The organism is uncultured Roseobacter sp., assembly GCF_947495025.1.
In the GTDB taxonomy this organism is placed as follows: domain Bacteria; phylum Pseudomonadota; class Alphaproteobacteria; order Rhodobacterales; family Rhodobacteraceae; genus Roseobacter.
In genome coordinates, this window is the sequence record NZ_CANLXG010000004.1 from 169063 (window position 1) to 191876 (window position 22814).

The following is a 22814-nucleotide window of genomic DNA, read 5'->3' on the forward strand; positions in this document are numbered from 1 at the left end:
GATGCGCCCTGACGCGCATCGAAACACTATCACAGAAGCCGGTTTTCATCCAGCGGGAGTGATGTTTCAGGCGGCACACAGGACCGGGCGCTTGCGCTCTTTCCGTCCACCGGGTCCGGGCCGTAGAACGAATAACGCGCCCGTCGCAGTGACGTGGCGCGCTATGTGCTCTGCCCTGACGGTCAGTGCGGGGTGCGTCCGGGCAGCGTCGCCGCCCGGACAATTGTCGGATCAGGCGACCAGATCGAACCGGTCTGCATTCATGACCTTTGTCCAGGCTGCCACAAAGTCGCGTACGAACTTCGCACCGTTGTCGTCCTGTGCATAGACTTCTGCATAGGCCCGCAGGATCGAGTTGGATCCGAACACAAGATCAGCGCTTGTCGCCGTCCATTTGACGGTTCCGCTGGCACGGTCACGAATTTCATAGGTGCCGTTGTCCACCGGATCCCAGGTGTTGGCCATATCCGTCAGGTTGACAAAGAAATCATTCGTCAGCTGACCTTCCCGGTCTGTGAGTACACCATGCTTCGTGCCGCCATGGTTGACGCCCAGCACCCGCATGCCACCGACCAGAACCGTCATTTCCGCGGCCGTCAGTCCCAGCAGCTGTGCTTTGTCGAGCATCAGCTCTTCGGGTGCCACAGCGTACTGCTCTTTTTGCCAGTTACGGAAACCACAGGCCAGCGGCTCCAGCACGTCAAAGCTTGCAGCGTCGGTCTGTGCGTCGGTGGCGTCACCGCGCCCTGGCGCGAAAGGCACCTCCAGGCTGAAACCGGCAGCGCTGATCGACTGCTCGAGGCCAACGTTGCCCGCAAGTACGATCACGTCCGCGACAGAGGCACCGCTTTCCGCCGCGATGGGTTCCAGAATGCCAAGGACCTTGGCCAGACGCTCCGGCTCGTTTGCCGCCCAGTCTTTCTGCGGGGCAAGACGAATGCGCGCGCCGTTGGCACCACCACGTTTGTCCGAGCCACGGTATGTGCGGGCGCTGTCCCAGGCTGTGGCAATCATCTCCGCCGCGGACAGACCGCTGGCCGAGATTTTTGCCTTCACAGCATCCAAGTCGTAATCCGTCGCGCCTGCGGGGATGGGATCTTGCCAGATCAGATCTTCGGCAGGGACGTCGGGCCCGTAATAGTTGGCTTTGGGGCCCATGTCGCGGTGGGTCAGCTTGAACCATGCACGCCCGAATGTCTCGGCGAAATACGCAGGGTCCGCACGGAATTTCTGGCAGATTTCGTTGTAGACCGGGTCGACTTTCATCGCCATGTCCGCATCTGTCATCATCGGCATACGGCGCACGGACGGATCGCTCGGATCTACCGGCATCTCGTCTTCGGGCATATCCACAGGTTTCCACTGGTTTGCACCGGCGGGGGATTTGGTCAGTTCCCATTCATACCCGAAGAGGTAGTCAAAATAGCCCATATCCCACTGCGTCGGGTGTTTGGTCCAGGCGCCTTCAATCCCGGAGGTAAAGGCATTGGTCGCCTTGCCGCCATGGCCCGGGTTGCTCCAGCCAAAACCCTGGGAATGTACGGGGCAGCCTTCGGGTTCTGCGCCGATATTGGCATGATCTCCGCCGCCATGCGCCTTACCAACTGTGTGGCCACCGCATGTCAGCGCAGCTGTTTCTTCATCATCCATCGCCATCCGGGCAAAGGTTTCGCGCACATGCAGTGCGGTACGCGCCGGATCAGGATTGCCGTTCACACCTTCGGGGTTCACATAGATCAGCCCCATGTGCACAGCAGCGAGCGGGTTGTAGAGTGTCGAGGTATCGTCCAGATCGCCATAGCGGTTTTCCGACGGTGCCAGCCATTCGTTTTCGGCGCCCCAGTTTACGTCCGTTTCCGGCCCCCAGATGTCTTCACGGCCAAACCCGAAGCCAAATGTTTTCAGACCCATGGATTCGTAGGCCATATTGCCGGCCAGGATGATCAGGTCTGCCCAACTCAGAGCATTGCCGTACTTTTTCTTGACCGGCCACAGCAGGCGGCGGGCTTTGTCGAGGCTGGCGTTGTCCGGCCACGAGTTCAGCGGCGCAAAGCGGATATTGCCCGAGCCTGCACCTCCGCGACCGTCGCCCATGCGATATGAACCGGCGGAGTGCCAGGCGAGGCGGATCATCAGGCCACCATAGTGACCCCAGTCAGCGGGCCACCATTCCTGATCATCCGTCATCAGCGCCTGGACGTCTGCCTTGACCGCCTGATAGTCGAGCGACTTGACGGCCGTGCGGTGGTCATAGTCAGGGTCCATCGGGTTGGTGCGGGCGCCGTGCTGATGCAGGATGTCCAGGTTGAGCGATTTCGGCCACCATTTTGTGACGCTGTTGTCGGTCCCGGTGTTCCCGCCGTGCATGACGGGGCAGCCGCCGGCCGGATCGATGTTGTTGCCGTCCATGAAGTCTCTCCCTTGAGGTGAATCCGCAGAGCACAGACGCTCTGTTGAGAATCATTCTAACAAGCCGCTATCATTAACTCCAATTGGATATCCTGAAGATTGTGATAAGCTCAACTTATGATTGGACTCACGCTGAAACAGCTCCGCTATTTTGAAGCGCTTGCGCGCCATCAGCACTTTGGACGCGCTGCAGATGCCTGCTCTATTTCGCAGCCGGCGCTGTCGCAGCAGATCAAGGAACTGGAGGCGATGTTCGGGACGCCCCTGGTCGAACGAGGCAGGCGGGAGATCCGCCTGACGCCGATCGGACTTGGTCTGCTGGAGAAAGCCCGGCAGATTCTGCTCACCGTCGAAGAACTGGACGATCTGGTGCGTGCCGCGCAGGGGCCGCTGTCTGGACGTCTGAGGCTGGGCATCATCCCGACCGTGGCCCCGTATTTCCTGCCCACGATCATCGCTGATCTGGCCGGGCGCTTTCCCGGTGTTGACCTTAATCTCCGGGAGGCCGTCACCCATTCCCTGATCGGCGATCTGCAGGATGGGCGCATAGATCTTGCCGTTGTTGCACTGCCGATTTCGGAGCCGGCTCTCACAGAGTTTGCCCTGTTTGAGGAAGATTTCGTGCTGGTGCGGATGTCACAGGACGCCGATAAACCTGTACCCAGCCCAATTGCACTGCAGGCCATGCGGTTGCTGTTGCTGGAGGAGGGGCACTGTTTCCGCGACCAGGCATTGTCCTTCTGCGAGTTCGGCGAGACCCGACCGGGTGCCCTGATGGAGGGCAGTTCGCTGTCAACACTGGTGCAGATGGTTGGCGCGGGCATGGGGGTTACGCTGATCCCCGAGATGGCCGTTGATCTGGAAACCCGTTCTGCCGATGTTGCCATCGCAAGGTTCCCGCATCCACGCCCGTCGCGCACCATCGGTATGGTCTGGCGCAAAACAAATCCTCTGGCGGATCAGCTGATGCAGGTCGGAGCGATCATCCGGGCGGCTGGCATGGGTGCACGTGGCAGCAAGCAGCCAGTTTCTCAGGAGTGAGACAGCGCCTCCCGGATCGTGTCGCTGTAGGCACCGATCGCGCCCAGCCCGCCAGTGTGTATGTAACAGACCCGCGCGCCTTTCCGGATGTCACCGGTTGCTGCAAGCGCGGAAACAGCGGCAAAGGATTTGGCCGTATAAACGGGATCAAGGATCAGGCCGCTGTAGTGTGCTGCGAGCAGCATGGCATCGGCGGTGGGCTTGCCGACCTGGCCATAGCCTGGTGCCAGTGCGCCGTCCCACAAAACGATGTCGTCCGGCACGATGCCTGAGGCGCCGTCCCACAGGTCTGCCAGACGCGCAACGATGCGCCTGATGCGCGATGTCTGATCCCGGGCCGGTCGGCGGACGCAACTGCCGATCACCCTTGCTTTTGACCCGTTGCCGCGCAGGCCTGCCAGAAGACCGCTGTGCGTGGACCCGCTGCCGGAGGCGACAACGAAAACATCAAATCCGTCGTCCTGATCCAGTATCTCCCGGGCGCAATCCACATAGCCGAGTGCGCCAAGCGGTGGATGCCCTTCTGAGAGATGAATGATGTAGGGTGTGCGCCCTTCAGAGCGCAGGACTTTTGCCCTCTCATGCAGTGCGGCGTCTGCTCCCTCTTCGTCCTCACCCTCGGGGAAGGTCATAATCTCAGCCCCGAGCATTTCGCACAGCAGGACATTACCTGCAGTGCGGTAGGCTTCCGGCTTGCCCGGAACACGGTCTTCCAGCTGCACAATTGCCTGCATGCCAAGCGCGGCGGCGACTGCAGCTGTCAGCCGCACAAAGTTGGATTGCACAGCCCCGGTGATCAGAACCGTGTCGGCCCCGGCACTGACAGCCGCACCAAAATAGTACTCAAGCTGTCGCGCTTTGTTACCGCCAAAGCATGGCCCGGCGAGATCATCACGTTTGATCCAGAGTTCGATGCCCAGATGATCAGACAACCGTCCGGCGTGTTCCAGAGGGGTTGGCTGCTGCACGATGGTTGAGCGGGGATGCATGTGGATGCCCTGTGAAGATGCAGTTGGCTGCAACTATCGGCGATGGGCTGCTCTGGTGCAATGCCGGACCCCTTGCGCGCAGATTACTCCGCAGCCACCGTCCAGCCGGGGTCGAGCGACAGTGTCCCGGGCGTCCATTGACGTACATCGTTTTCCAGCACGGCTTTTCTGAGCGACGCCATACGCCTGCGCCGCTCTTCAGCGGGCATATCCAGTGCAGAAAGAATGGCTCTGTCCATCGATTTGTTTGAAAACGGGTTCGCGACAATCGCATCACCCAGCTCTACGGCGGCCCCCGCAAATTCAGACAGCACCAGAGCGCCGTCGCCGTCGATACGGGAAGCAACAAACTCTTTGCAAACGAGGTTCATGCCGTCTGCCAGAGGTGTGATCCAGGCAACATCGGCGACCTGGTAGTAGGCCACGAGATCGGCAAAAGGGATCGCGCGTGAAATCAGCGCTACCGGCTGCCAGTCCAGGGTGCCGAAACGGCCATTGATCCGACCGGCGGTCTGTTCGATATCGCTCTGGACGTTTTCATAAGCGGTCATTCCACTGGCCGCAGACACAGAGACATGCATGAGGCGGATCTTGCCGCGCAGTTCCGGATTGTTCTCCAGAATCCGTTCAAAGCAACTGAGCTGTTCCAGGCCTCCTTTGGTGTAATCCGTGCGCCCGACTGACAGGATCAGGCGGGTGTCGCCCAGATCAGCACGCAGCCGCGCGGCCTGAGCCTGGGCTTCATCCGACCGCGCCCGCTGGTCGATAAAATCCGTATCGACACCGACAGGCGTGACACTGACTGAGACGCGCTGATTTTCGAAACTTACCTCGGTCGGCATGATGCGCTCGGTCAGTGCCGTTCCCTCGGAAATCCATTTGTCAGGCACACGTTCGCGCTCGGTGACCTCGACATCGAAAAGGCTGCGCGCAACTGATACAAAGTTTGCCGCATACCGTGGTACGTGAAAGCCCACATCATCACAGGCCAGCAGACTGGCCATGATCTCCTTGCGCCAGGGCAGAACATTGAACATGTCCACCGACGGAAAAGGTGTGTGATGAAAGAAAGCGATACGTACATCCGGGCGCAGCTCACGCAGGTATCCGGGCACCAGCCAAAGATTATAATCGTGTACCCAGACCAGCGCGCCCGGCGCGGCTTCCTCCGCTGCGGCTTCGGCAAAGCGTCGGTTAACGGCCTGAAAATTCGGCCAGTCTACAGGGTCGTAATTATAGCGTTCCTTGAAATTGTGGAGGATCGGCCAGAATGCCTCTTTCGAGGTCACATGATAGTATTCCCGCACCTGTTCCGCCGACAGCGGCAGCCGCGACACCGAATACTGACCATAGGCGTCGTTGATCTCGATCCGCGGCTCGAAATCAGGGTTTTCCGGATCATCGGCCAGTTTCCAGGCGATCCATGCGCCATGCTGCACACCGCCGAAAAAGCTTTTGAGCGTGGGGACAATCCCGTTCGGGCTCTTGTTTTCGCGCAGAACAGTTCTGCCGTTCTCCTCGACTTCCTCGTAAGGCTGCCGGTGGTACACGATGATCAGGTCAGACGACATGCTGTTCTCCTCAGCTGGCAGGGAACATCCTGCGCGCCACAATGGCCTCGGCGATGCCGGAGACGCCGTGCGCCTGCGCTTTGTGGACGTGGTCGAGATCGTTCAGTTCGCGCAACAGCGCGTCTTCGGAATTGCCGACGGCTACGGCCGGGAGGCCAAGTGCAAGCATCGACAGATCGTTCAGGGTGTCGCCGGCAACCAGCGTCCGTTCGTTTCTGATCCCCAGATATGCCAGCAGGCGCAGCAGGGTCGGACCTTTGCTGACGCCACGTGGCAGAACGTCGAAATAACGGTTGTCAGAAATCAGTGTGTCCAGGCCCATGCCCTCGACCGTGGCCACGGTCGAAGGGTTAAACTGCCCCGGATCCATGTCATAGCTCACGCGGTAGCGAAAGGCGGCAGACTGCAGGCGCAGGCCGGGCGCTCCCGACAGGGCAGCCTGCACGCGCAGCCCGGCGTCACCCCAGGCTGCTGCAATCTCTTCTTCCAGCTCTTCGATCGGGTCCAGCACATGATCATGACCAACACGGGCAACTGTCGTTCCGACATCCCCGACAACAAAATCCGGACGCGGCACACCCTTGTTGCGCGTCAGATCACTGATGAAACCCGGGTCGCGACCAGTGACAAAAATCAGTCCGATTCGATGGCGGTTGCCGTCGATCCACGCGTAGAAGCGCTCGCGGTCTTCTTCGGTGCCGCCAAGGAAGGTTCCGTCGAGATCTGTGGCAAGCACCAGATCCTTTTGTGCAATATCGGGCATGGTGAAGGTTTCGTGACGGGTCATGATATCCTTTCTGCAAGTGTTGTGATGTCCTGATCAGAGGCGGGGTGGCTGAACGCGACGTCCATTGCACGCGGCTCTGCTTCGATCGGGCGCGCCCACAGGCTGGCAAATGCCATTCCCAGATCGGCGCCCTCGTGCAGGATGTCCCGCACCGTTTCACAAATAGGCATAGACACACCGAGGCGGCGTGCCAGATCGGTGACGGAGCGCGCATTGAATTCACCCTCGACGACCACAGGGCGCCCGTCAAAACAGCAATCGCGCGGGACGCCCTCGCCCAGTTGCTGCCCAAGCGCCATATTGCGCGACGTCGTGCTGGAGCAGGTCAGAGACAGGTCCCCGATGCCGGAAAGACCTGTGACCGTTTCGCGACGCCCGCCGAGCGCTTCGGTCAGAACTTTCATCTCGTCCAGCCCGCGGGTGATAAGAGCAGCACGCGTGTTTTCAGCAAAACCCGCGCCTGTCATCATGCCGCAGGCTATGGCGATCACGTTCTTTACCGCACCGCCTATCTCGACCCCGATCAGGTCGTCCGAGACATAGGCGCGGAAGCTTTCGGTCGTCAGCGAAACAGCCAGCCGTGCAGCCGGGCTTTCGTCGGGGCGCAACCGGTCCGCGTATGTGAATGGAAACGCCACAGTGGCCGCAGTCGGATGTCCAAGTGCGGTCTCCCGCGCGAAAGTTGGGCCCGACACGCAGCCGATCGGCCGGTGGCCGAGTTCCTCTTCGGCGACCTGTGTCATCAGCAAGCCGGTTTCTGCTTCAATACCCTTGGCACATATCGCGACCGGCACGCCCGGGGCGGCGTGCTCGGCAACCTGGCGGGCGACGCTGCGAACACTGCGGGAGGGCACAACAATCAGGATCACCTCGGCCCCGGCAAGCGCATCAGAAAGTCGGCGTGCGGCTCGCAGCGCAGGCGGGAGATCCACGCCGGGAAGATAGTCTGCGTTTTCATGATACCGGTTGATATTGTCCACGGCACCGCTGTTACGGCCCCAGATACATGTGCGAACACCGGCCCGCGCCAGCGTCGCGGCCAGAGCGGTGCCCCACGATCCGGCACCAACGACAGCGGCGCGCCGGTACTGACGCGCCGGAAAGGGGCAGGGTGATCCGGATACCGGTTCGTGCTTCATTGATCCCTCGCTGTTATCAGGACCGCATCCGGCGGCCGAAAAACTGGTTGTGTCGCAAACAGGCTGTTGATGTCGCAAAAGATGTATCCGAAGAGTTTCATTTCAATGCCGCGACTGCAAAAGATAGGTCAAATTGCTCCGTTTCGTCGCAGGCTGACGGTCAATTTGATCAAAAAATGTGCGCTGATGCGCGCCGATTAAGCAAGAAGTAATCCAAAAGCGACAAATTGATGTCGATTTTTGACTTTTTGGGATCGGCTCTTATATCATGCCGCAACGCAGCACGAGTTTGGGAGTTATCTGTCATGAAGTCATCCGCCGTCCGTACCGCTATTTTCCCAGTTGCCGGCCTGGGCACCCGCTTTCTGCCCGCCACCAAAGCAACTCCAAAGGAACTGTTACCGGTTCTCGACACGCCTCTTATCCAGTACGCCATCGACGAAGCACAGGCAGCCGGCATCGAGAGGATGGTATTTGTGAGCCACCCCTCAAAGGCCGCCATCGAACGCCACGTTATGGATGACGTGCGCCTGAGGTCCGAGCTGCGCGCAAGGGGAAAGCCCGAACTCGCGGCTGAACTCAAAGAAGCGTCTTTCCCTGTCGGGTCCGACGAGGTGGTCTTCGCCATGCAGAATGAACCGCTCGGACTGGGCCATGCCGTTGCCTGCGCGCGCGATCATGTTTTGCCGGGACCGGTCGCCGTTATCCTGCCCGACGATCTGATACTCGGCGAGGGTTGCATCGGCGAAATGATCGAAGCCTATCGAAACGTTCCCGCAGGTCACCTTGTGGCAACCATGCAGGTGGCCGCCAGAGAGACCCGCAAATACGGCATTCTGTCAGTGTGTGATCAGGAAGGACGCGTGCTGCGTGCGGACGGAATGGTCGAGAAACCGGATCCTGACAAAGCACCTTCCCGCGATGCCGTGGTCGGACGTTACATTCTGGACGGATCAGTCTTTGATGATCTGTCTGCGCAGACCCCGGGCGCCGGAGGAGAAATCCAGCTTACAGATGCCATTGCCCGCGGCGCGCAGAGGGTCGGCCTGGCAGGGTTTCGTTTTTCGGGCCAGCGTTTCGACTGCGGCTCCAAGGCGGGCATGCTGCGCGCAACCCTGCATCTCGCGGCGGAGGACCCGGAATGCGAAGAGGTTCTGCAGGAAATTGTGGCTTCACGGTCTTCGGCGCTCGCCGCCTGACCGTCAGGCCTGCGCAGTTCAGCTCTGATCGATAAGCCCCCAGGCCTCATAGTCCGAAACCAGCAGGTGCACCGGGCCTGTGTCTTCATCAATATCGGCGAAGCGACCGATTTCCTGTTCAAAGATATTGTCGGTGAGGTCATCGTTGACAGCTGATACCTCGCCGATCAGGACATCGCCGCCTTCGCCCCAGAACTTGTGCCAGTTGCCAGGTCGCAATGTCACGCTCTCGCCAGGGGCAAGTTTCAGCACATCGCCCGGTGCAAGTGTCCGCAGCATGCCGTCGCAGGCCACAGGCACCGGGGCATCGCGGTCAATGCTGCCGTCGGGCGCACTTTCAAACATTTCAATAGCCAGTGTGGCGCCGCCGCGGTTGATGATGTCCTCTGTCTTGAGAACATGACGGTGCATCGGTGAAATCTGGTTATGGCGCGAAATCATGATTTTTTCGGCATAGCACATCCCGCCGCCCGCCTGCAGTTCAGCCAGTGAGCCGTTACGGGTGGTGAAGAGGAACAAACCCATATTGTCGAAATCGCCCGCACCATAGTCGGTGATGTCCCATCCCAGCCTTGCAGTCGTAATGCCCCGGATATCGTCTCTGCGGCGGAGCATTTCGTCGGGCGACCAGTAGGCGAATGCAGGCATCCGGTAGCCGAAAGACCTGATGAAGGCATCGGCTTCCTGCAAAATCGTATTGATTTCAGAGCGTTTCATAGGGGCTGTCTCCGGGTGTTTGCAGGCTGTGCTTACCGTCGCGCCGGCTGACGTAAAAGCGGTTTCTGCCATAGCACGTGACGAAACAGGTTTCGGCAAGACGTCCTGCGGGCGATTCCGCAGGATCAGATATCAAGTTCCCCGATAAGTGCGGCCCAGGACGCGCCGTGCATGTCCCGGTCGTTGACCGCGCCCTGAACAGCCGGGCGGGGCAGGCTGAACTTTACAACATGCAGGTTTTCGATATCGAACCGTTTAACCGTCTGAGAGTCGGCGTCAAAAACGGCTGCAATCTGAGCGACGCTCAGCCCGTTCCGTACGCGGGCAAAGCTCTCGGCTGAGCCGCAGAAAATATCGATGGTCAGCCAGAACGGGCCGGCGTTTTTGCTGCGTACCTTGGTGACGAGAGAGCGGAGTTCAGCCAATGTCGATGACCTCCAGCCGGAAAGCACTCATCGGATCAGCCAGATGCAGCACATGGTTCATTGCAAACTCGTATACTACGCCGTGCGCCATTTCAGGCGGCGAGAAGAGAAAGGCAAAGGTTGGCTGCTCCTCTTCCTGCGTCAGTGGATGGTGCAGCAGATAAGGATTCAGCATTTTGCCGATCTCGCCGGCCTGAGCTTCGGTTGGCGCGGTGATGATGGCCACAACGCCGATTTCCACCGGATCAGCTTTACGTTTTTCCAGTTTGCCAAAGCTGGCGGAATGACCGATCAGACGCAGTTCAAGTGTGAATGCGTCCGCGCTCAGCTCCATCCGGTCCATGACTTTGGCACTGCATTTTGCGACGATATCCTCTGCCCATGCGGGTGCATTCTGCACATAGTGCTGATCGCGCAGCAGGGCGATGGCGACACTCCGGTAGCCCACAGCACGCGCGCCTTCCAGCTTGACCGTATAGTCATCCGACGGCACCCATTCAGAGCCGGTTACCCGCACAGACCTTGCATCAATGCTGGTATATTCGGCATCTGTCACATCAAGGTGGCCACCCGGTTCAAAGAGGATAAAGGGGTCAGAGTTCTCATACAGCATATGCGCCGACACAGTGTGCGGAGAGGCATGCGCGCCATCCGCCAGAGGAGTGACGGTGAAACCGGCATCGTCAAAATCGATCATGATCACGCCGGACTGCGGGTTTGTTGCACACAGCGCACCACATTCCCCTATTTTCGCGCCGTGCCATGCGCCGCCCGCGTGACAGCCTTTCATCAACGGGAGCGCGGCAAGGATTGCAGTATCAGTTGTCCGGCCCGCGATGACAATATCCGCACCTGTTTCCAGAGCTGCAGCGATCTGCTCAGCACCTGCAAGGGCAACAATGTTGGAGCAGGAGCGAATGGTACCGGCATCAATATCCGGTGCATTGCCAAGTGGCGTGATCTGGTTTGCCTCCCATTCAGAGGCAACAGCCTCCGGATCCTGCCCGCTGCGCAGTACAGCAATCCGAAGCGGGTTACCCTGCTCGGCGGCGATCTCGCGTGTGATGTCGAGCATCCAGTCAACCGCGCTGTCCGCGCCACATGTTCCAGCCGTACCGATAACCAGAGGCACACCAGCTTCGGCCCGGGCCTTCATCAGGCCCGCCCACTCGATTTTGGTCGAGGATCGCGCGTATTTTGAAACGCCGCGCCCAAGATAGGACGGCCCGCTGTCTGTGGAGCCGCCATCAATTGCTATGATGTCGGGCCCTGCTGCGATGCCACGCTGCAGGGCCTCCTGATCATAGTTCAGACCCAGTGCACCAGAAGGAACAAGGACTTTTACCATCAGTCGACGGGTCCGTCCGTCGGGTGCTTTTCCGGTTTCTTCAGAACGCCGCGCAGGAACATCGGTGCAACAAAGCCTGCAATTGCTGCAATCCAGAACCCGATGGCGATCGGTGACGAGAAGAGATACATCGGATCGCCATCCGACAGCGTCATGGCGCGGCGCAGTGCGTCTTCCATTTTGCCGCCGAGCAGAATGCCCAGAATGACCGGCACGGTCGGCACATCCAGTTTACGCAGGAAGTACCCAAGAACGCCGAAACCGATCATGAGAAGCAGATCAAAATAGCTGCCCGAGAGGGAATAGATGCCAACAAACGAGATCATTGTTACCCCGGGCAACAGAACCCAGGCCGGCACCATGAGAATTTTCACAAAAATCTTCACCATTGGCACATTCATCGCCAGCAGAACGAAGTTTGCGATCAGCAGTGAAGCGATAAGGCCCCAGACCACCTCCGGCCGTTCGGAAAAGAGCGTGGGACCCGGTGTGATGTTCAGCGTCATCAGCAACGCCAGCAGAACTGCGGTGGTGCCAGACCCTGGCACGCCCAGTGTCAGCATCGGAACAAGTGCGCCGCCGGCGGCCGAGTTATTGCCTGCTTCTGGTGCCGCGATGCCTTTGGGCACGCCTGTACCAAAGCCACCTTTGGGCCCGGCAATGGATTTCTCGGTCATATAAGCCAGAAACGAGCCAAGTGATGCACCTGCACCGGGCAGAATACCGGCGATAAACCCGACGCCCGAGGCGCGCAGCATGGTCCATCTGGTGGCCATGATATCTTTCCAGGGGATTGTAACCTTGCCGAGCTTAACCCCGATGGAGGATCCTTTTCCGTGGCTCTCAATGAAAAAGAAAATCTCGGCGATGGCGAAAAGGCCAACGATCGCAACCAGGAAATCAATGCCATCGTAAAGGTGCAGGTTGCCACCGGTCAGGCGGGGCAGGCCCGAGGAACTGTCGACGCCGATCATGGCAATACCAAGACCGATGCAGGCGGCCAGCGCGGCCTTGGCCTGGTTGTTGGACGCCATGCCACCAAGCGTACAGAAGGCCAGCAGGTACAGCGCAAAGTATTCCGCCGGGCCAAAGAGAAACGCAACCCGCGCCAGAGATGGCGCAAGAAGCATCAGGCCGATGGTGGCCAGCAGCGCGCCGACAAAGGACGCAACGCCCGAGAGTACAAGCGCATCGCCCGCCCGCCCCGCTTTGGCCATCGGGTAACCATCGAGCGTCGTCATCAGGGCCGGTTCGTCACCGGGAATGTTGAGCAGAATAGAGGAAATCCGGCCACCATACATTGCGCCGTAGTAGACCGAGGTCATCAGCACCAGCGCTGACGTCGCATCAAGGCCGAGAGTGAATGTAATGGGGATCAGAATGGCCACCCCGTTTGAGGGGCCGAGGCCCGGCAGCGCGCCGATAATGGTGCCCAGAAAGCAGCCGCAGACCGCCAGAAAAAGGGTATAGGGCGACAGAGCGACACCAAAGCCGATGGCAAGGTTTGCAAGAATATCCATGTCAGTGTCCCCCGACGAACGGAATGAGAATGGCGATTGCGTCCCATAGCTTGGCTGCGGTCGGAATGCGGTAGGCGACAATGTTGCCCAGGCCCAGCGCATATTTGAACAGGACAAACAGGCCCAGTGACAGGCCAATGCCGGACAGGATCGCGGGTTTGATCCGCGGGGAAATCTGGTAACTCAGGATGCCTGCGGCAAAGACTGTCGGCAGGATGAACCCCAGCGGCGTCAGCAGCACAGCATAAAACGCCAGCACAACAACAGCGATGGCCATTGAAACCCAGGTTGGCGGCTGCGGCCAAGCGGGGTCAGGATCGGGTTTGAAAATAATCGACAACGAACACAGCGCTGCAACCGCACCGATCATCAGCGGGAACAGTTTCGGCAGAAATTCGCCCGAGAAGAAGTTCGTCTGAATCTGAGTGGCAGCCGCGATATACGCGACTGCCGTGATCAGAGTGATCAGACCGAAAATGCGGTCTGATGCCATTACTGAGTGACTCCCAGCTCTTTCGAAAGTCCTGCGATGTCTGCGACCAGACCATCAATATAGGACTGGAAGTCGCCGCCCACCTTGGTGAAAGGCGCGAGACCATTGTCAGCCATCGCCTGTGCCCACTCAGGGCTGTCAGCGACCTGCTGGAGCTTGCCTGCCCACTCGTCGAACTGCGCGTCAGAGATGTCTTTGGGTACGTACAGACCACGCCAGTTCACGGCGACCACGTCATAACCCTGCTCTTTGGCTGTGGGGATGTCCTCAAAGCCCGGCACCCGCTCGTCGGTCAGCACTGCAATGACGCGGATGTCGCCGTTCGCAAGGAAACTTACGACTTCGGACATATCGCCTGTCATCGCCTGGGTGAAACCACCTACGGTCTGTGTGATTGCATCCGCGCCGCCGTCGACACCGATGTATTTCACTTTGGTGATGTCAGTGAAACCACCCTCTTTCAGCACCATCAGTGGTTTCATGTGGTCAAAGCCACCCACTGCGGAGCCGCCGGCAAAGGCAACAGATCCCGGATCCGCCTTGATCGCCTCAACGAGGTCGCCAAGCGACTGATATTCGCTGTCCGCAGCCACAACGATGACGCCTGGATCAGCACCGATGGCGCCCACAAAGCGCACCTGGTCGGCGGTCATACCGGCATAGGCATTCTGTGCCAGACGCGTGGTTGTTGCCGTGGATGCGGCGACAATAAGGTCTGCATCATCGCTGCGTTCGTTGACGACATTGCCGAAGGCCAGACCACCGCCTGCGCCAGGCATATTGGTCACCTGAACGGGTTTGTCCACGGCACCGATATCATACATGATTTTGCCGATCTGACGGCAGGTGAAATCCCAGCCGCCGCCGGGGTTTGCTGGTGCGATACATTCGGCAGCTGTCGAAGCGCCGGCGGCACCAAAAGTGAGAACGGCACTCGTGATGAGCGCCCCTGCGAGACGTTTTGTCATTGGTTCCTCCCATTTGACAGGCGGGCCTCCACCCGCTTGTGTAGTCACAAGACTGTAGGAACCTGACACCAACCTGTCACGCATGAAGAACACAACCCGGCCATGAGATTTCTGCTCGTAGAGGACAATGCTGATCTGGCCCGGGCGCTGTCCGGGCGCTTTGTGCTGGGCGGCCATGCGGTCGATCACGCGGCCAGCCTGGAGGATGCGGAGCTGGCGACGCAGACAGTCGGTTATGATCTGATTTTACTGGATATTATGCTACCTGATGGCGATGGCCGCACTTTCCTGCGACGTCACCGCAGCGCAGACAACCCGACGCCTGTCATCGTGCTGACGGCGCGTTCCGAGGTGTCGGACCGCGTGGGTCTGCTGGATCTGGGGGCGGATGACTATATCACCAAGCCTTTCGACTTTACCGAGCTTGAAGCGCGTGTGCGGGCCGTGTTGCGTCGCCATGGCGGGGCTGCGGACAACAGTCGCGAGTTTGCCGGGCTGACATTCGATTCGACCAGCGGGGTCATTTCAGCAGGTGGTGAGAGCACACAGCTGCGCAATCGCGAGACTCGGCTGCTGGAAGTTTTCTTTGCAGCGCCAGGTCAGATATTTTCCAAGTCGCACCTGATGGACAGGCTGTTCTCGTTCTCAGAGGAGGTCTCCGAGAATGCGATTGAAGTCTATGTAGGCAGGCTCCGGCGCCGGCTGTCGGCTTCTGACGCGACCATCGAAACGGTGCGCGGTATGGGCTACAGGATGGTGCGACGCGAATGAAAACGGGCGCCCCTTCCATACGCCGGCGTCTTGTACTGCAGCTTGCGCTTGTTGCGGCACTGTTGTCGGTGGCGTTTTTTCTGGCCGTGCGCGGGGTTGCGGGCAACGCCACTGAACAGACGCAGGATAATATCCTCGCGGCCTCTGCCACCTCAATCGCCGATGCGCTGTATTCAGAGAGCGGGGCTGTGCGGGTTGAGATCCCCTATTCGGCGCTTTCCATGCTCGGTACTGTTTCAGAAGACCGCGTTTTCTACCATGTGATCGTGGATGGCGAGACGCTCACCGGCTATGACGACCTGCCGCTGCCTCAGGGGCGCAGCGGGTCGCGCGCGCCGGTGTTCGACACCTATTCATACCGTGGCGACAGTCTGCGTGCGGTTGTTGTGACGCGGACGCTGACTGCGGCGAACCAGCCGCGTTTTGTTCAGGTCGTGGTTGCGCAGACCCGCCTTGGGCTCGAGGCAATCTCTTCGCGGATCACGACAACGGCCACAGCGGTTGGCGTTGCGTTTTTCCTTGTGGCAACGGCACTCAGCGCTTTTGCTGCTCAGAACGCGCTGCGCCCTCTCAGTCGTCTTGCCGATGCTATGGCGCGGCGGGGTCCCAAGGATCTGCGCCCGGTCAGTGCCGAGGCGCCGGCGGAGCTTGCGCCCCTCGTTGGTGGCCTGAACAGTTTTATGTCACGGCTTGGTGCGGCTCTCGGCCGGTCCGAAGATCTGATCGTTGAAGCAGCGCACCGCGTGCGTACACCACTGGCCACTGTCCGCACCCAGGCTGAGGTGGTGCACCTGCAGATGGAGAAACCCGAAAACCGCCAGGCGCTGCGTCAGATGATCCGCGCTGTCGACGAAAGCTCGCGCTCGGCGGGGCAGTTGCTGGACCATGCGATGGTCACCCTGCGTTCCGATCACCTTGAGACTGAGAAAGTGGATCCCGCTGACCTGTTGCGTGACGTCGTGGACCGCCTGGGGCCTACCGCCGGACTGCGTGATATTGCCATTCATCTTGAATTGCCGGACGCGCCACTCCGCATCGAGGGCGACCCGATCCTGCTGCAGAACGCAGTACGCAACATTCTGGACAATGCCATCAAATACTCACCGGCCGAAACAGACATCAGGGTCTCGATGGAAGGTACCGGCACATGTCGGATGACCTTCTGCGATCAGGGCAGGGGGTTTGAAGCGGCGGATATCATGCGTCTGCCCGACCGTTTCTCGCGCGGATCCAATGTTGGTGATGTCGTCGGGTCCGGCCTGGGTCTGACCATCGTATCAGACGTAGCCCGCGCCCATGGCGGTACGCTCGAAATCGCCCCCAACCCGGAAGGAGCCGGTGCATGCGTCACGCTTGTCTTGCCCTGCTGCTGATATTGCAGGCCGCCCGCGTCATGGCTTTTGAAATTGAGGAAAGCCACAGCTATCCGGCTGGTGAGTCGCAGCTGCGTATCCTGTCGACAGCTGATCAGAGTGTTTTCGATCCGATCATCCGTGCGTTCCAGACCGAACATCCGGCGATCTCGATAACATACGATGTCGCGGGCAGCACTGCCGTGATGAGTGCCATTCTGGACGAGGGGGCTGCTTATGATCTGGTGATTTCCTCGGCAATGGATCTGCAGACAAAACTGGCAAATGACGGACTGGCCCTGGCGTACCGTTCAGAGGCCACCGCCCGTCTGCCGGACTGGGCCAGCTGGCGCGATATGGTCTTTGGGTTCACACAGGAACCGGCGGTGATCGTCGTGAATAACCGGCTCTTTGGTGATCTGCCTCTGCCGCAGAACCGTGCTGCGCTGATAGAACTGCTGCGGGACCACCCGGATATTTTCCGCAGGCGTATCGGCACCTATGATGTGCGCGTTTCCGGCCTGGGCTATCTGTTTGCCACGCAGGATTCCCGGAATACCGAAAGCTACTGGCGGCTGACCGAGGTGATGGGGCGGCTTGATACCAGGCTGTACTGCTGCTCGGGCGAGATGATCAGTGATGTCGCCAGCGGCGAGCTTGCGCTGGCATACAACGTACTGGGCTCCTACGCCCGTGCGCGGTTGCGCGATACGCCCGGTATCCGCGTTGTTGAGATGGAGGATTTCGTATCGGTCATGCTGCGCTCGGCGCTGATCCCGGCGGGCGCAGATGCGGTCGAAGAGGCCGGCCAGATGATTGATTTTCTGGCAGCCATGGCAGAACGACCGGATCTGGCGGCACTGACCGGACTGCCACCGGTCAGCCTGGACGCGTCCGGCACGGACGAACGGGTTCTGAGGCCGATCCGTCTGGGGCCGGGGCTGCTGGTTTTTCTGGACCGGATGCGGCGGGATACGTTTCTGCGCAGCTGGGTCAGTTCGGTCAAACAGCAATAGATCAGCTGCGCGGCGGTGTGGACCTGTACACCGGCAGACGCCATCCGAATGCAAGAGAGCCAGCGCGCAGCGCCCAGGTCACAGCTGCGCAGATGAGCAGCGGAATAATCGCATCGGGAAAGAAAGGACGCGCCACGGTACCTGCGGTCGCCCCTGCAAAGGCCGCTGTTACATAAAGCTCGCCCTGACGCAGCACGACCGGCACGTCGTTCAGTACAACATCACGCAGCAGACCCCCCATGCACCCCGTGATCGTACCCATCAACACCACAACCAGCGGCGGCTGACCGAGGGACAGCGCCACCCCCATGCCGGCGGGCACGGCTACGGCCAGCGCAAAGCTGTCCAGCCATATCAGTGTTCTGAGCCGGCTCTCAAACAGATGGGCCGTCAGATAGACAAGCACCGCTGCAGCACAGGCCACGGCGATGTATCCCGGCTGGGCAATCCAGAAAATCGGGTTTCGGTCGAGCAGCACGTCCCGCAGTGTGCCGCCGCCAACTGCTGTCAGGCAGGCAACAAAAGCAAACCCGACAACATCAAGCTGTTGCCGGCTTGCCACCAGCGCACCGGTCAGGGCAAAGACAAATACCGAAGCATAATCGAGCAGCGCCAGCAGGGTCATTTCTTGTAAGGAGCCATGCCGGCGCGCGCCAGTTCGTCCGCACGTTCGTTTTGTGCATGCCCCGCGTGGCCCTTGACCCATTTCCAGGTCACATTGTGCTGCTGGTTGGCCGCATCGAGACGCTGCCAGAGTTCAGCGTTGGCAACGGGTTTCTTTGCTGCGTTCTTCCAGCCGTTCTTTTTCCAGCCGTGTATCCAGCCGGTAATACCGTTTTTGACGTAATTGCTGTCTGTCACGATGGTGATGGTGCTCGTCCGGCTCAGGCTTTCGAGCGCGCTGATGGCCGCCATCAGCTCCATCCGGTTGTTCGTGGTCTGCGGCTCTCCGCCCTTGAGTTCACGCTCTTTGACCACCTTGTCCCCGTCCATTGCGCGTAACAATGCACCCCAGCCGCCAGGACCCGGATTGCCCGAACAGGCACCGTCTGTGTATGCAAAAAGTTCAGGCATGTGCAGCGAGGCTTATCCACGCGGCATCTGTGCCGTCAAGGCCCTTGCCAATGCCTTCTGCGCGCCTGGTTACTGTCATGCCGGCGGCTTCCAGCAGACCTGTCAGTTCCGTGTCAGTGTAATAGGTGTAAAGCCGGCCGATACTGTCTCGTTTGCTGCCCGCGCCTGATTTCAGCGCGATGTGAAACCGGCCTCCCGGTTTCAGTGCCGTCGCGATGCGCGCCAGATGTCCGGGCATCTCATCGCGTGCTGCGTGCAACAGCGAAAAGTTGGCCCAGATACCATCAAAAGTGTCGGTTTCAGTGAGCGTATTGAACCCGGCCTGGCGGGCGATAACACCGCTTTGTTCTGCCGCCAGAGCGACCATTTCCGCCACCGGGTCCCAGGCATGTGCCTCTAGCCCCGCGCGCGCCATGACCGCAGCCGAAGCCCCCGGCCCGCACCCCAGATCCAGAACACGACCGCCCGAAGGTATGTCACGGATAAAGGCTGAGAGCAGCGGATCACTGTCATTGGCATTGTTGGTCATGCCCGCGTATTCAACTGCCTTTTCGGCATAGACACTCAGGGTCTGTTCATCACTCACAGGAATACTCCGACAGCAAGACAGGCAAGAACAATTGTTGTCAGCAGGACCCGCAGGTTCATCCACCATGCCGGGGTCAATCTCCAGCGGGAAAAGGCAAAGTCGAGGATCAGCAAACCTGCAAAACCAAACATCAGGTTGAGGCCCGCAGTGACCGGCCCGCCACCGGTCATGAAAAATGCCCAGAGCGCAGGAATGACCGACAGCGCGTATCCGATCGCCGCCTGTGTCCCGCTGGCCTTTGTCGCAAAGCCCCAGAGTACGCCGGACATAAAAGAAAGGATCACAGAGCCATAGAAAAGCTGAACGTAAGGGCCGATAAAGCGTGAGCCCAGGTTTGACAGACCCCATTGCGCCAGGGGATCGCTGAGGTACGTCAGCGCGCCCCAGACAAACGGGATAAGGCCGGCGAGGCCGAGCAGGAGAGGGGCTGTGGGGATGCGGTTCATAATGGTTCTGTTGTGCCTGCGGTTCAGGTTTCTGTCAGGATCCGGGAGCCGCCTGCCGCCGTTCCGTTCGGGGTGGACGCCCGTTTGAGGATCTGTGACCGGATCAGCTCTGCGGCATCGGCGGGCGCGTGCGCGCCGGTATCGATGCTGATGACATCCGGACGGGGAACAGCGCAATAGTCATTGCGGTCCAGGTGGCTTTGCAGACCCTCATGCGATGTCAGCTTGCCGCGTGCCAGCCTGTCCGGGGCGCTTACCCTCTCAAACAGCAGTTCTGTCGCACAATGCAGATATACGGGCACAAGGCTGCCTTTTTCTTTGGCCAGAACCGATTCCCATTCGGTCAGGACCGGCAGATCCTCTGGGTGTACATAGCAGGCGGTCGTTACAATAAAGGCGTTTTCAGACCGGGCCGCCGCGCGCAGCAGGGATATCCGCAGCTCTCCGACAAGATTCCAGAAGCCGGGTGCGCCAAAGTCCAGAACGGTTTTTGCGAGATCAATACTGTCGTGGTTTTCAAGAACCCTGGCTGGCAGAAAGTCAGCCAGCCTGTGAGCGATTGTGCGTTTGCCGACTGCCGGATGACCGTGGATGAAAATCAGGTCCATCGCCGTTTCACGCCGGTTCGCGCAGGACACGCGGGACTTTGAACTCCACGTTTTCCACAGCGGTTTCAACAAGTTCGCGGGTTACATCATAGCGATCACAGAACGCATCGATCACTTCATTGATCAGAACCTCGGGTGCGGAGGCACCCGCAGTGATCCCGACCGAGCGGATCCCTTCGAGGGCGCGCCAGTCGATATCCGTGGATCGCTGCACCAGCTGCGCATATTCGCACCCGGCACGCGCACCAACCTCGACAAGGCGTCTGGAATTTGACGAGTTCGGGGCGCCCACAACCAGCATCGCGTCGCATTTCGGCGCCATCGCCTTGACCGCCTCCTGGCGGTTCGTCGTGGCATAGCAGATATCTTCTTTGTGCGGGCCGACGATGGCCGGGAATCTTTCCTGGAGGGCCGCGACCACATCGGCGGTGTCATCTACGCTCAGTGTGGTCTGCGTGACATAGGCCAGCCGCTCGGGATCGCGCACGCTGAGACCCGCGACATCTCCGGGCGTTTCGACAAGAAGCACCTCACCCTCGGGAAGCTGCCCCATGGTGCCCACGGTTTCAGGGTGTCCGGCGTGGCCGATCATGACCATCTGCAGGCCGTTGTCCGCGTGGCGCTGTGCTTCGATATGTACCTTGCTTACGAGCGGGCAGGTGGCATCGACATAGACCATTTCGCGCGCCTGTGCGGCCCGGGGAACCGATTTCGGAACACCATGAGCTGAAAAGATCACCGGTCGGTCGTCGGGGCATTCAGACAGCTCTTCAACGAAAATGGCGCCTTTCTCGCGCAGCCCGTCCACAACGAATTTGTTGTGCACGATCTCGTGCCGCACATAGACTGGCGCACCCCACTTTTCGAGCGCCATCTCGACAATCTTGATGGCACGGTCAACGCCCGCGCAGAACCCACGCGGGGCCGCAAGATAGAGGGTAAGGGGCGGTCTGGTCATGACTGTCTCCGGTTGCCGTCCCCAGAGTTAAGCCTTTGACCGCGCAGCGTCCAGTGGTGCGTTGTTCTGTCGCCAGATCAGCCGTTGCTGGCTTCGGCGAAATCCCGCGGCGGACGACCAATAACATCCTTGAGTTCGTCGAGTTCGATGAAGTTGTCCGCCTGGCGGCGCAGTTCATCGGAAATCATCGGTGGCTGGCTCCGGATGGTCGAGACAACAGAGACCCGCACGCCCGAGCGCTGAAGGCTTTCCACGAGCGGGCGGAAATCGCCGTCACCGGAGAACAGAACAATGTGATCGACACGCGGCGCGAGTTCCATCGCGTCAACGGTCAGTTCGATGTCCATGTTGCCCTTGACCTTACGACGCCCCATGCTGTCGGTGTATTCGCGCGCGGGCTTGGTCACCATGGTGAAACCATTGTAGTTCAGCCAGTCGACAAGCGGGCGGATCGGCGAATACTCGTCATTCTCCAGAAGGGCCGTATAATAAAACGCGCGGAGCAGTTTGCCGCGGCGCATAAACTCCTGTCGAAGCAGTTTGTAATCAATGTCGAACCCGAGCGCTTTGGCTGCGGCGTAAAGGTTCGAGCCGTCTATGAACAGAGCAAGACGCTCGTCCTTGTAAAACATGGTCAGTCCTTCCGATGGTACCGGACGCTGGTACTCTGAACCTTTTGGCGTAATTATTGTGCGGTCCGTTTGAGGGGCAAAATAGGGGATTTTCCTGGTGTCGCAAGGGCGCAAAACCTTAAAAACAGGCGGAAAGCTGCCTCAATTCCGGTCAGTTGCCCTGGTCGCCGTAGGGTCAAACTATCCTTCGGTATCAGGTGACGCTGCGGAAACTATCCGAATGGGTATACGCGCTGTCCAAACGGACAGAACGGTGATTCGCGCCGTCAGCAGGTTCTACAGGACTCCCGCATTCCCGCCGGGAAACGGGCCTGATTTTGTGAACGCTGCCCTTGCAGTGGAGACAGACCTGGCACCTGCGGACTTCCTCGCATTGCTCCACAGAACCGAAGCCGGCCTCGGCCGCGTCCGCAGGGAACGGTGGGCGCCGAGAACGCTCGATCTTGACCTGATCGCCGTGGGCGATGTCGTCCTGCCGGACGCTCAAACCCACAAAACGTGGCGGGAACTGGGCCTGGAGGCTCAGATGTCGACCGCGCCGGATACCCTGATCCTGCCGCACCCCCGGCTGCAGGAGCGTGCTTTTGTGCTCGTTCCGCTGGCGGATGTGGCTTCTGACTGGGTCCATCCGGTACTGGGACAGAGCGTGGCCGCAATGCTTGATGCGCTGCCGCAAAGCCAGCGCGATGAGGTCCGGATCCTGCAATAGGTGCTTGTAAACCTGTGTGATCCACCCTAAATAGCGCACTTCTGATACCCTTT

The 22814-nt window shown here is 59.7% G+C and carries 24 protein-coding genes; 6 read left to right on the forward strand and 18 right to left on the reverse strand.

Annotated features, from left to right (window positions below):
* Window positions 1-231 precede the first annotated feature (231 nt).
* A complete protein-coding gene (gene katG, locus Q0792_RS18270; RefSeq protein ID WP_298844224.1) occupies window positions 232-2409 on the reverse strand; it encodes a catalase/peroxidase HPI in 2178 nt (725 codons plus the stop codon).
* Window positions 2410-2526: 117 nt separating this feature from the next.
* Between katG and Q0792_RS18275 the strand changes: the two genes are divergently transcribed.
* On the forward strand, window positions 2527-3450 hold the full coding sequence (locus Q0792_RS18275) for a hydrogen peroxide-inducible genes activator (protein ID WP_298844227.1): 924 nt from the start codon (window positions 2527-2529) through the stop codon (window positions 3448-3450).
* On the opposite strand, the gene Q0792_RS18280 is transcribed toward Q0792_RS18275, so the two are convergent.
* The 4 genes from Q0792_RS18280 to Q0792_RS18295 all read right to left on the reverse strand — a co-directional run bounded on the left by Q0792_RS18280 (window position 3441) and on the right by Q0792_RS18295 (window position 7936).
* Window positions 3441-4439, reverse strand: a complete 999-nt coding sequence (locus Q0792_RS18280; protein WP_298844230.1) for a D-cysteine desulfhydrase family protein — start codon at window positions 4437-4439, stop codon at window positions 3441-3443. The two genes, Q0792_RS18275 and Q0792_RS18280, sit on opposite strands and share 10 nt — an antisense overlap.
* Before the next feature lie 83 nt (window positions 4440-4522).
* The gene (ggpS, locus tag Q0792_RS18285; protein ID WP_298844233.1) at window positions 4523-6010 is read right to left on the reverse strand and encodes a glucosylglycerol-phosphate synthase; all 1488 of its coding nucleotides are present in this window, start codon (window positions 6008-6010) and stop codon (window positions 4523-4525) included.
* Between the two features lie 10 nt (window positions 6011-6020).
* On the reverse strand, window positions 6021-6797 hold the full coding sequence (locus tag Q0792_RS18290; protein ID WP_298844236.1) for an HAD family hydrolase: 777 nt from the start codon (window positions 6795-6797) through the stop codon (window positions 6021-6023).
* Window positions 6794-7936, reverse strand: a complete 1143-nt coding sequence (locus Q0792_RS18295; protein ID WP_298844238.1) for an NAD(P)H-dependent glycerol-3-phosphate dehydrogenase — start codon at window positions 7934-7936, stop codon at window positions 6794-6796. The genes Q0792_RS18290 and Q0792_RS18295 overlap by 4 nt, the downstream gene beginning before the upstream one ends.
* 305 nt (window positions 7937-8241) lie before the next feature.
* Between Q0792_RS18295 and Q0792_RS18300 the strand changes: the two genes are divergently transcribed.
* The gene (locus Q0792_RS18300) at window positions 8242-9135 is read left to right on the forward strand and encodes a UTP--glucose-1-phosphate uridylyltransferase (protein ID WP_298844241.1); all 894 of its coding nucleotides are present in this window, start codon (window positions 8242-8244) and stop codon (window positions 9133-9135) included.
* A gap of 18 nt (window positions 9136-9153) precedes the next feature.
* On the opposite strand, the gene Q0792_RS18305 is transcribed toward Q0792_RS18300, so the two are convergent.
* The 6 genes from Q0792_RS18305 to Q0792_RS18330 form a co-directional block, all read right to left on the reverse strand.
* Window positions 9154-9852, reverse strand: coding sequence for a D-lyxose/D-mannose family sugar isomerase (locus Q0792_RS18305; RefSeq protein WP_298844245.1), 699 nt, complete (start codon window positions 9850-9852; stop codon window positions 9154-9156).
* A 125-nt stretch (window positions 9853-9977) separates the two neighbouring features.
* On the reverse strand, window positions 9978-10277 hold the full coding sequence (locus tag Q0792_RS18310) for a DUF4387 family protein (protein ID WP_298844248.1): 300 nt from the start codon (window positions 10275-10277) through the stop codon (window positions 9978-9980).
* Window positions 10270-11625, reverse strand: coding sequence for an acyclic terpene utilization AtuA family protein (locus Q0792_RS18315; protein ID WP_298844250.1), 1356 nt, complete (start codon window positions 11623-11625; stop codon window positions 10270-10272). Before Q0792_RS18315 ends, Q0792_RS18310 begins: the two co-directional genes overlap by 8 nt.
* A complete protein-coding gene (locus Q0792_RS18320) occupies window positions 11625-13145 on the reverse strand; it encodes a tripartite tricarboxylate transporter permease (RefSeq protein WP_298844252.1) in 1521 nt (506 codons plus the stop codon). Before Q0792_RS18320 ends, Q0792_RS18315 begins: the two co-directional genes overlap by 1 nt.
* Before the next feature lies 1 nt (window position 13146).
* Window positions 13147-13638, reverse strand: coding sequence for a tripartite tricarboxylate transporter TctB family protein (locus Q0792_RS18325; protein WP_298844254.1), 492 nt, complete (start codon window positions 13636-13638; stop codon window positions 13147-13149).
* A complete protein-coding gene (locus tag Q0792_RS18330; protein WP_298844256.1) occupies window positions 13638-14606 on the reverse strand; it encodes a tripartite tricarboxylate transporter substrate binding protein in 969 nt (322 codons plus the stop codon). Before Q0792_RS18330 ends, Q0792_RS18325 begins: the two co-directional genes overlap by 1 nt.
* A gap of 102 nt (window positions 14607-14708) precedes the next feature.
* Here Q0792_RS18330 and Q0792_RS18335 point away from each other — a divergent pair, with 102 nt between their 5' ends.
* Genes Q0792_RS18335 through Q0792_RS18345 form a run of 3 tightly spaced genes read left to right on the forward strand, consistent with a single transcriptional unit; the run spans window position 14709 to window position 17745 of the window.
* Entirely contained in the window at window positions 14709-15377 is a 669-nt protein-coding gene (locus Q0792_RS18335) for a response regulator transcription factor (protein WP_298844258.1), read from the forward strand.
* Window positions 15374-16750: a sensor histidine kinase gene (locus Q0792_RS18340; protein ID WP_298844261.1), complete on the forward strand. Its 1377-nt coding sequence runs from the start codon at window positions 15374-15376 to the stop codon at window positions 16748-16750. Before Q0792_RS18335 ends, Q0792_RS18340 begins: the two co-directional genes overlap by 4 nt.
* Complete coding sequence (locus Q0792_RS18345) at window positions 16720-17745, forward strand: ABC transporter substrate-binding protein (protein WP_298844264.1); 1026 nt, start codon at window positions 16720-16722, stop codon at window positions 17743-17745. Before Q0792_RS18340 ends, Q0792_RS18345 begins: the two co-directional genes overlap by 31 nt.
* 1 nt (window position 17746) lies before the next feature.
* Here Q0792_RS18345 and Q0792_RS18350 read toward each other — a convergent pair whose 3' ends face one another.
* From Q0792_RS18350 to Q0792_RS18380, 7 genes are all read right to left on the reverse strand, one after another.
* The gene (locus tag Q0792_RS18350) at window positions 17747-18370 is read right to left on the reverse strand and encodes a trimeric intracellular cation channel family protein (RefSeq protein WP_298844268.1); all 624 of its coding nucleotides are present in this window, start codon (window positions 18368-18370) and stop codon (window positions 17747-17749) included.
* Window positions 18367-18819: a ribonuclease HI gene (gene rnhA, locus Q0792_RS18355; protein ID WP_298844271.1), complete on the reverse strand. Its 453-nt coding sequence runs from the start codon at window positions 18817-18819 to the stop codon at window positions 18367-18369. Before rnhA ends, Q0792_RS18350 begins: the two co-directional genes overlap by 4 nt.
* Window positions 18812-19405, reverse strand: a complete 594-nt coding sequence (locus Q0792_RS18360; RefSeq protein WP_298844274.1) for a bifunctional 2-polyprenyl-6-hydroxyphenol methylase/3-demethylubiquinol 3-O-methyltransferase UbiG — start codon at window positions 19403-19405, stop codon at window positions 18812-18814. The genes rnhA and Q0792_RS18360 overlap by 8 nt, the downstream gene beginning before the upstream one ends.
* Window positions 19402-19854 carry a DUF3429 domain-containing protein gene (locus Q0792_RS18365; RefSeq protein WP_298844279.1) on the reverse strand — a complete coding sequence of 151 codons (453 nt, stop codon included), beginning with the start codon at window positions 19852-19854 and terminating at the stop codon, window positions 19402-19404. The genes Q0792_RS18360 and Q0792_RS18365 overlap by 4 nt, the downstream gene beginning before the upstream one ends.
* A gap of 23 nt (window positions 19855-19877) precedes the next feature.
* Window positions 19878-20462, reverse strand: coding sequence for a hypothetical protein (locus Q0792_RS18370; RefSeq protein WP_298844282.1), 585 nt, complete (start codon window positions 20460-20462; stop codon window positions 19878-19880).
* A gap of 7 nt (window positions 20463-20469) precedes the next feature.
* Entirely contained in the window at window positions 20470-21420 is a 951-nt protein-coding gene (gene ispH / locus Q0792_RS18375; RefSeq protein WP_298844284.1) for a 4-hydroxy-3-methylbut-2-enyl diphosphate reductase, read from the reverse strand.
* Window positions 21421-21497: 77 nt separating this feature from the next.
* Window positions 21498-22052, reverse strand: a complete 555-nt coding sequence (locus Q0792_RS18380; protein WP_298844286.1) for an NYN domain-containing protein — start codon at window positions 22050-22052, stop codon at window positions 21498-21500.
* Window positions 22053-22149: 97 nt separating this feature from the next.
* Here Q0792_RS18380 and folK point away from each other — a divergent pair, with 97 nt between their 5' ends.
* Window positions 22150-22761: a 2-amino-4-hydroxy-6-hydroxymethyldihydropteridine diphosphokinase gene (gene folK, locus Q0792_RS18385; protein ID WP_367276788.1), complete on the forward strand. Its 612-nt coding sequence runs from the start codon at window positions 22150-22152 to the stop codon at window positions 22759-22761.
* The last annotated feature ends 53 nt before the right edge of the window (window positions 22762-22814 follow it).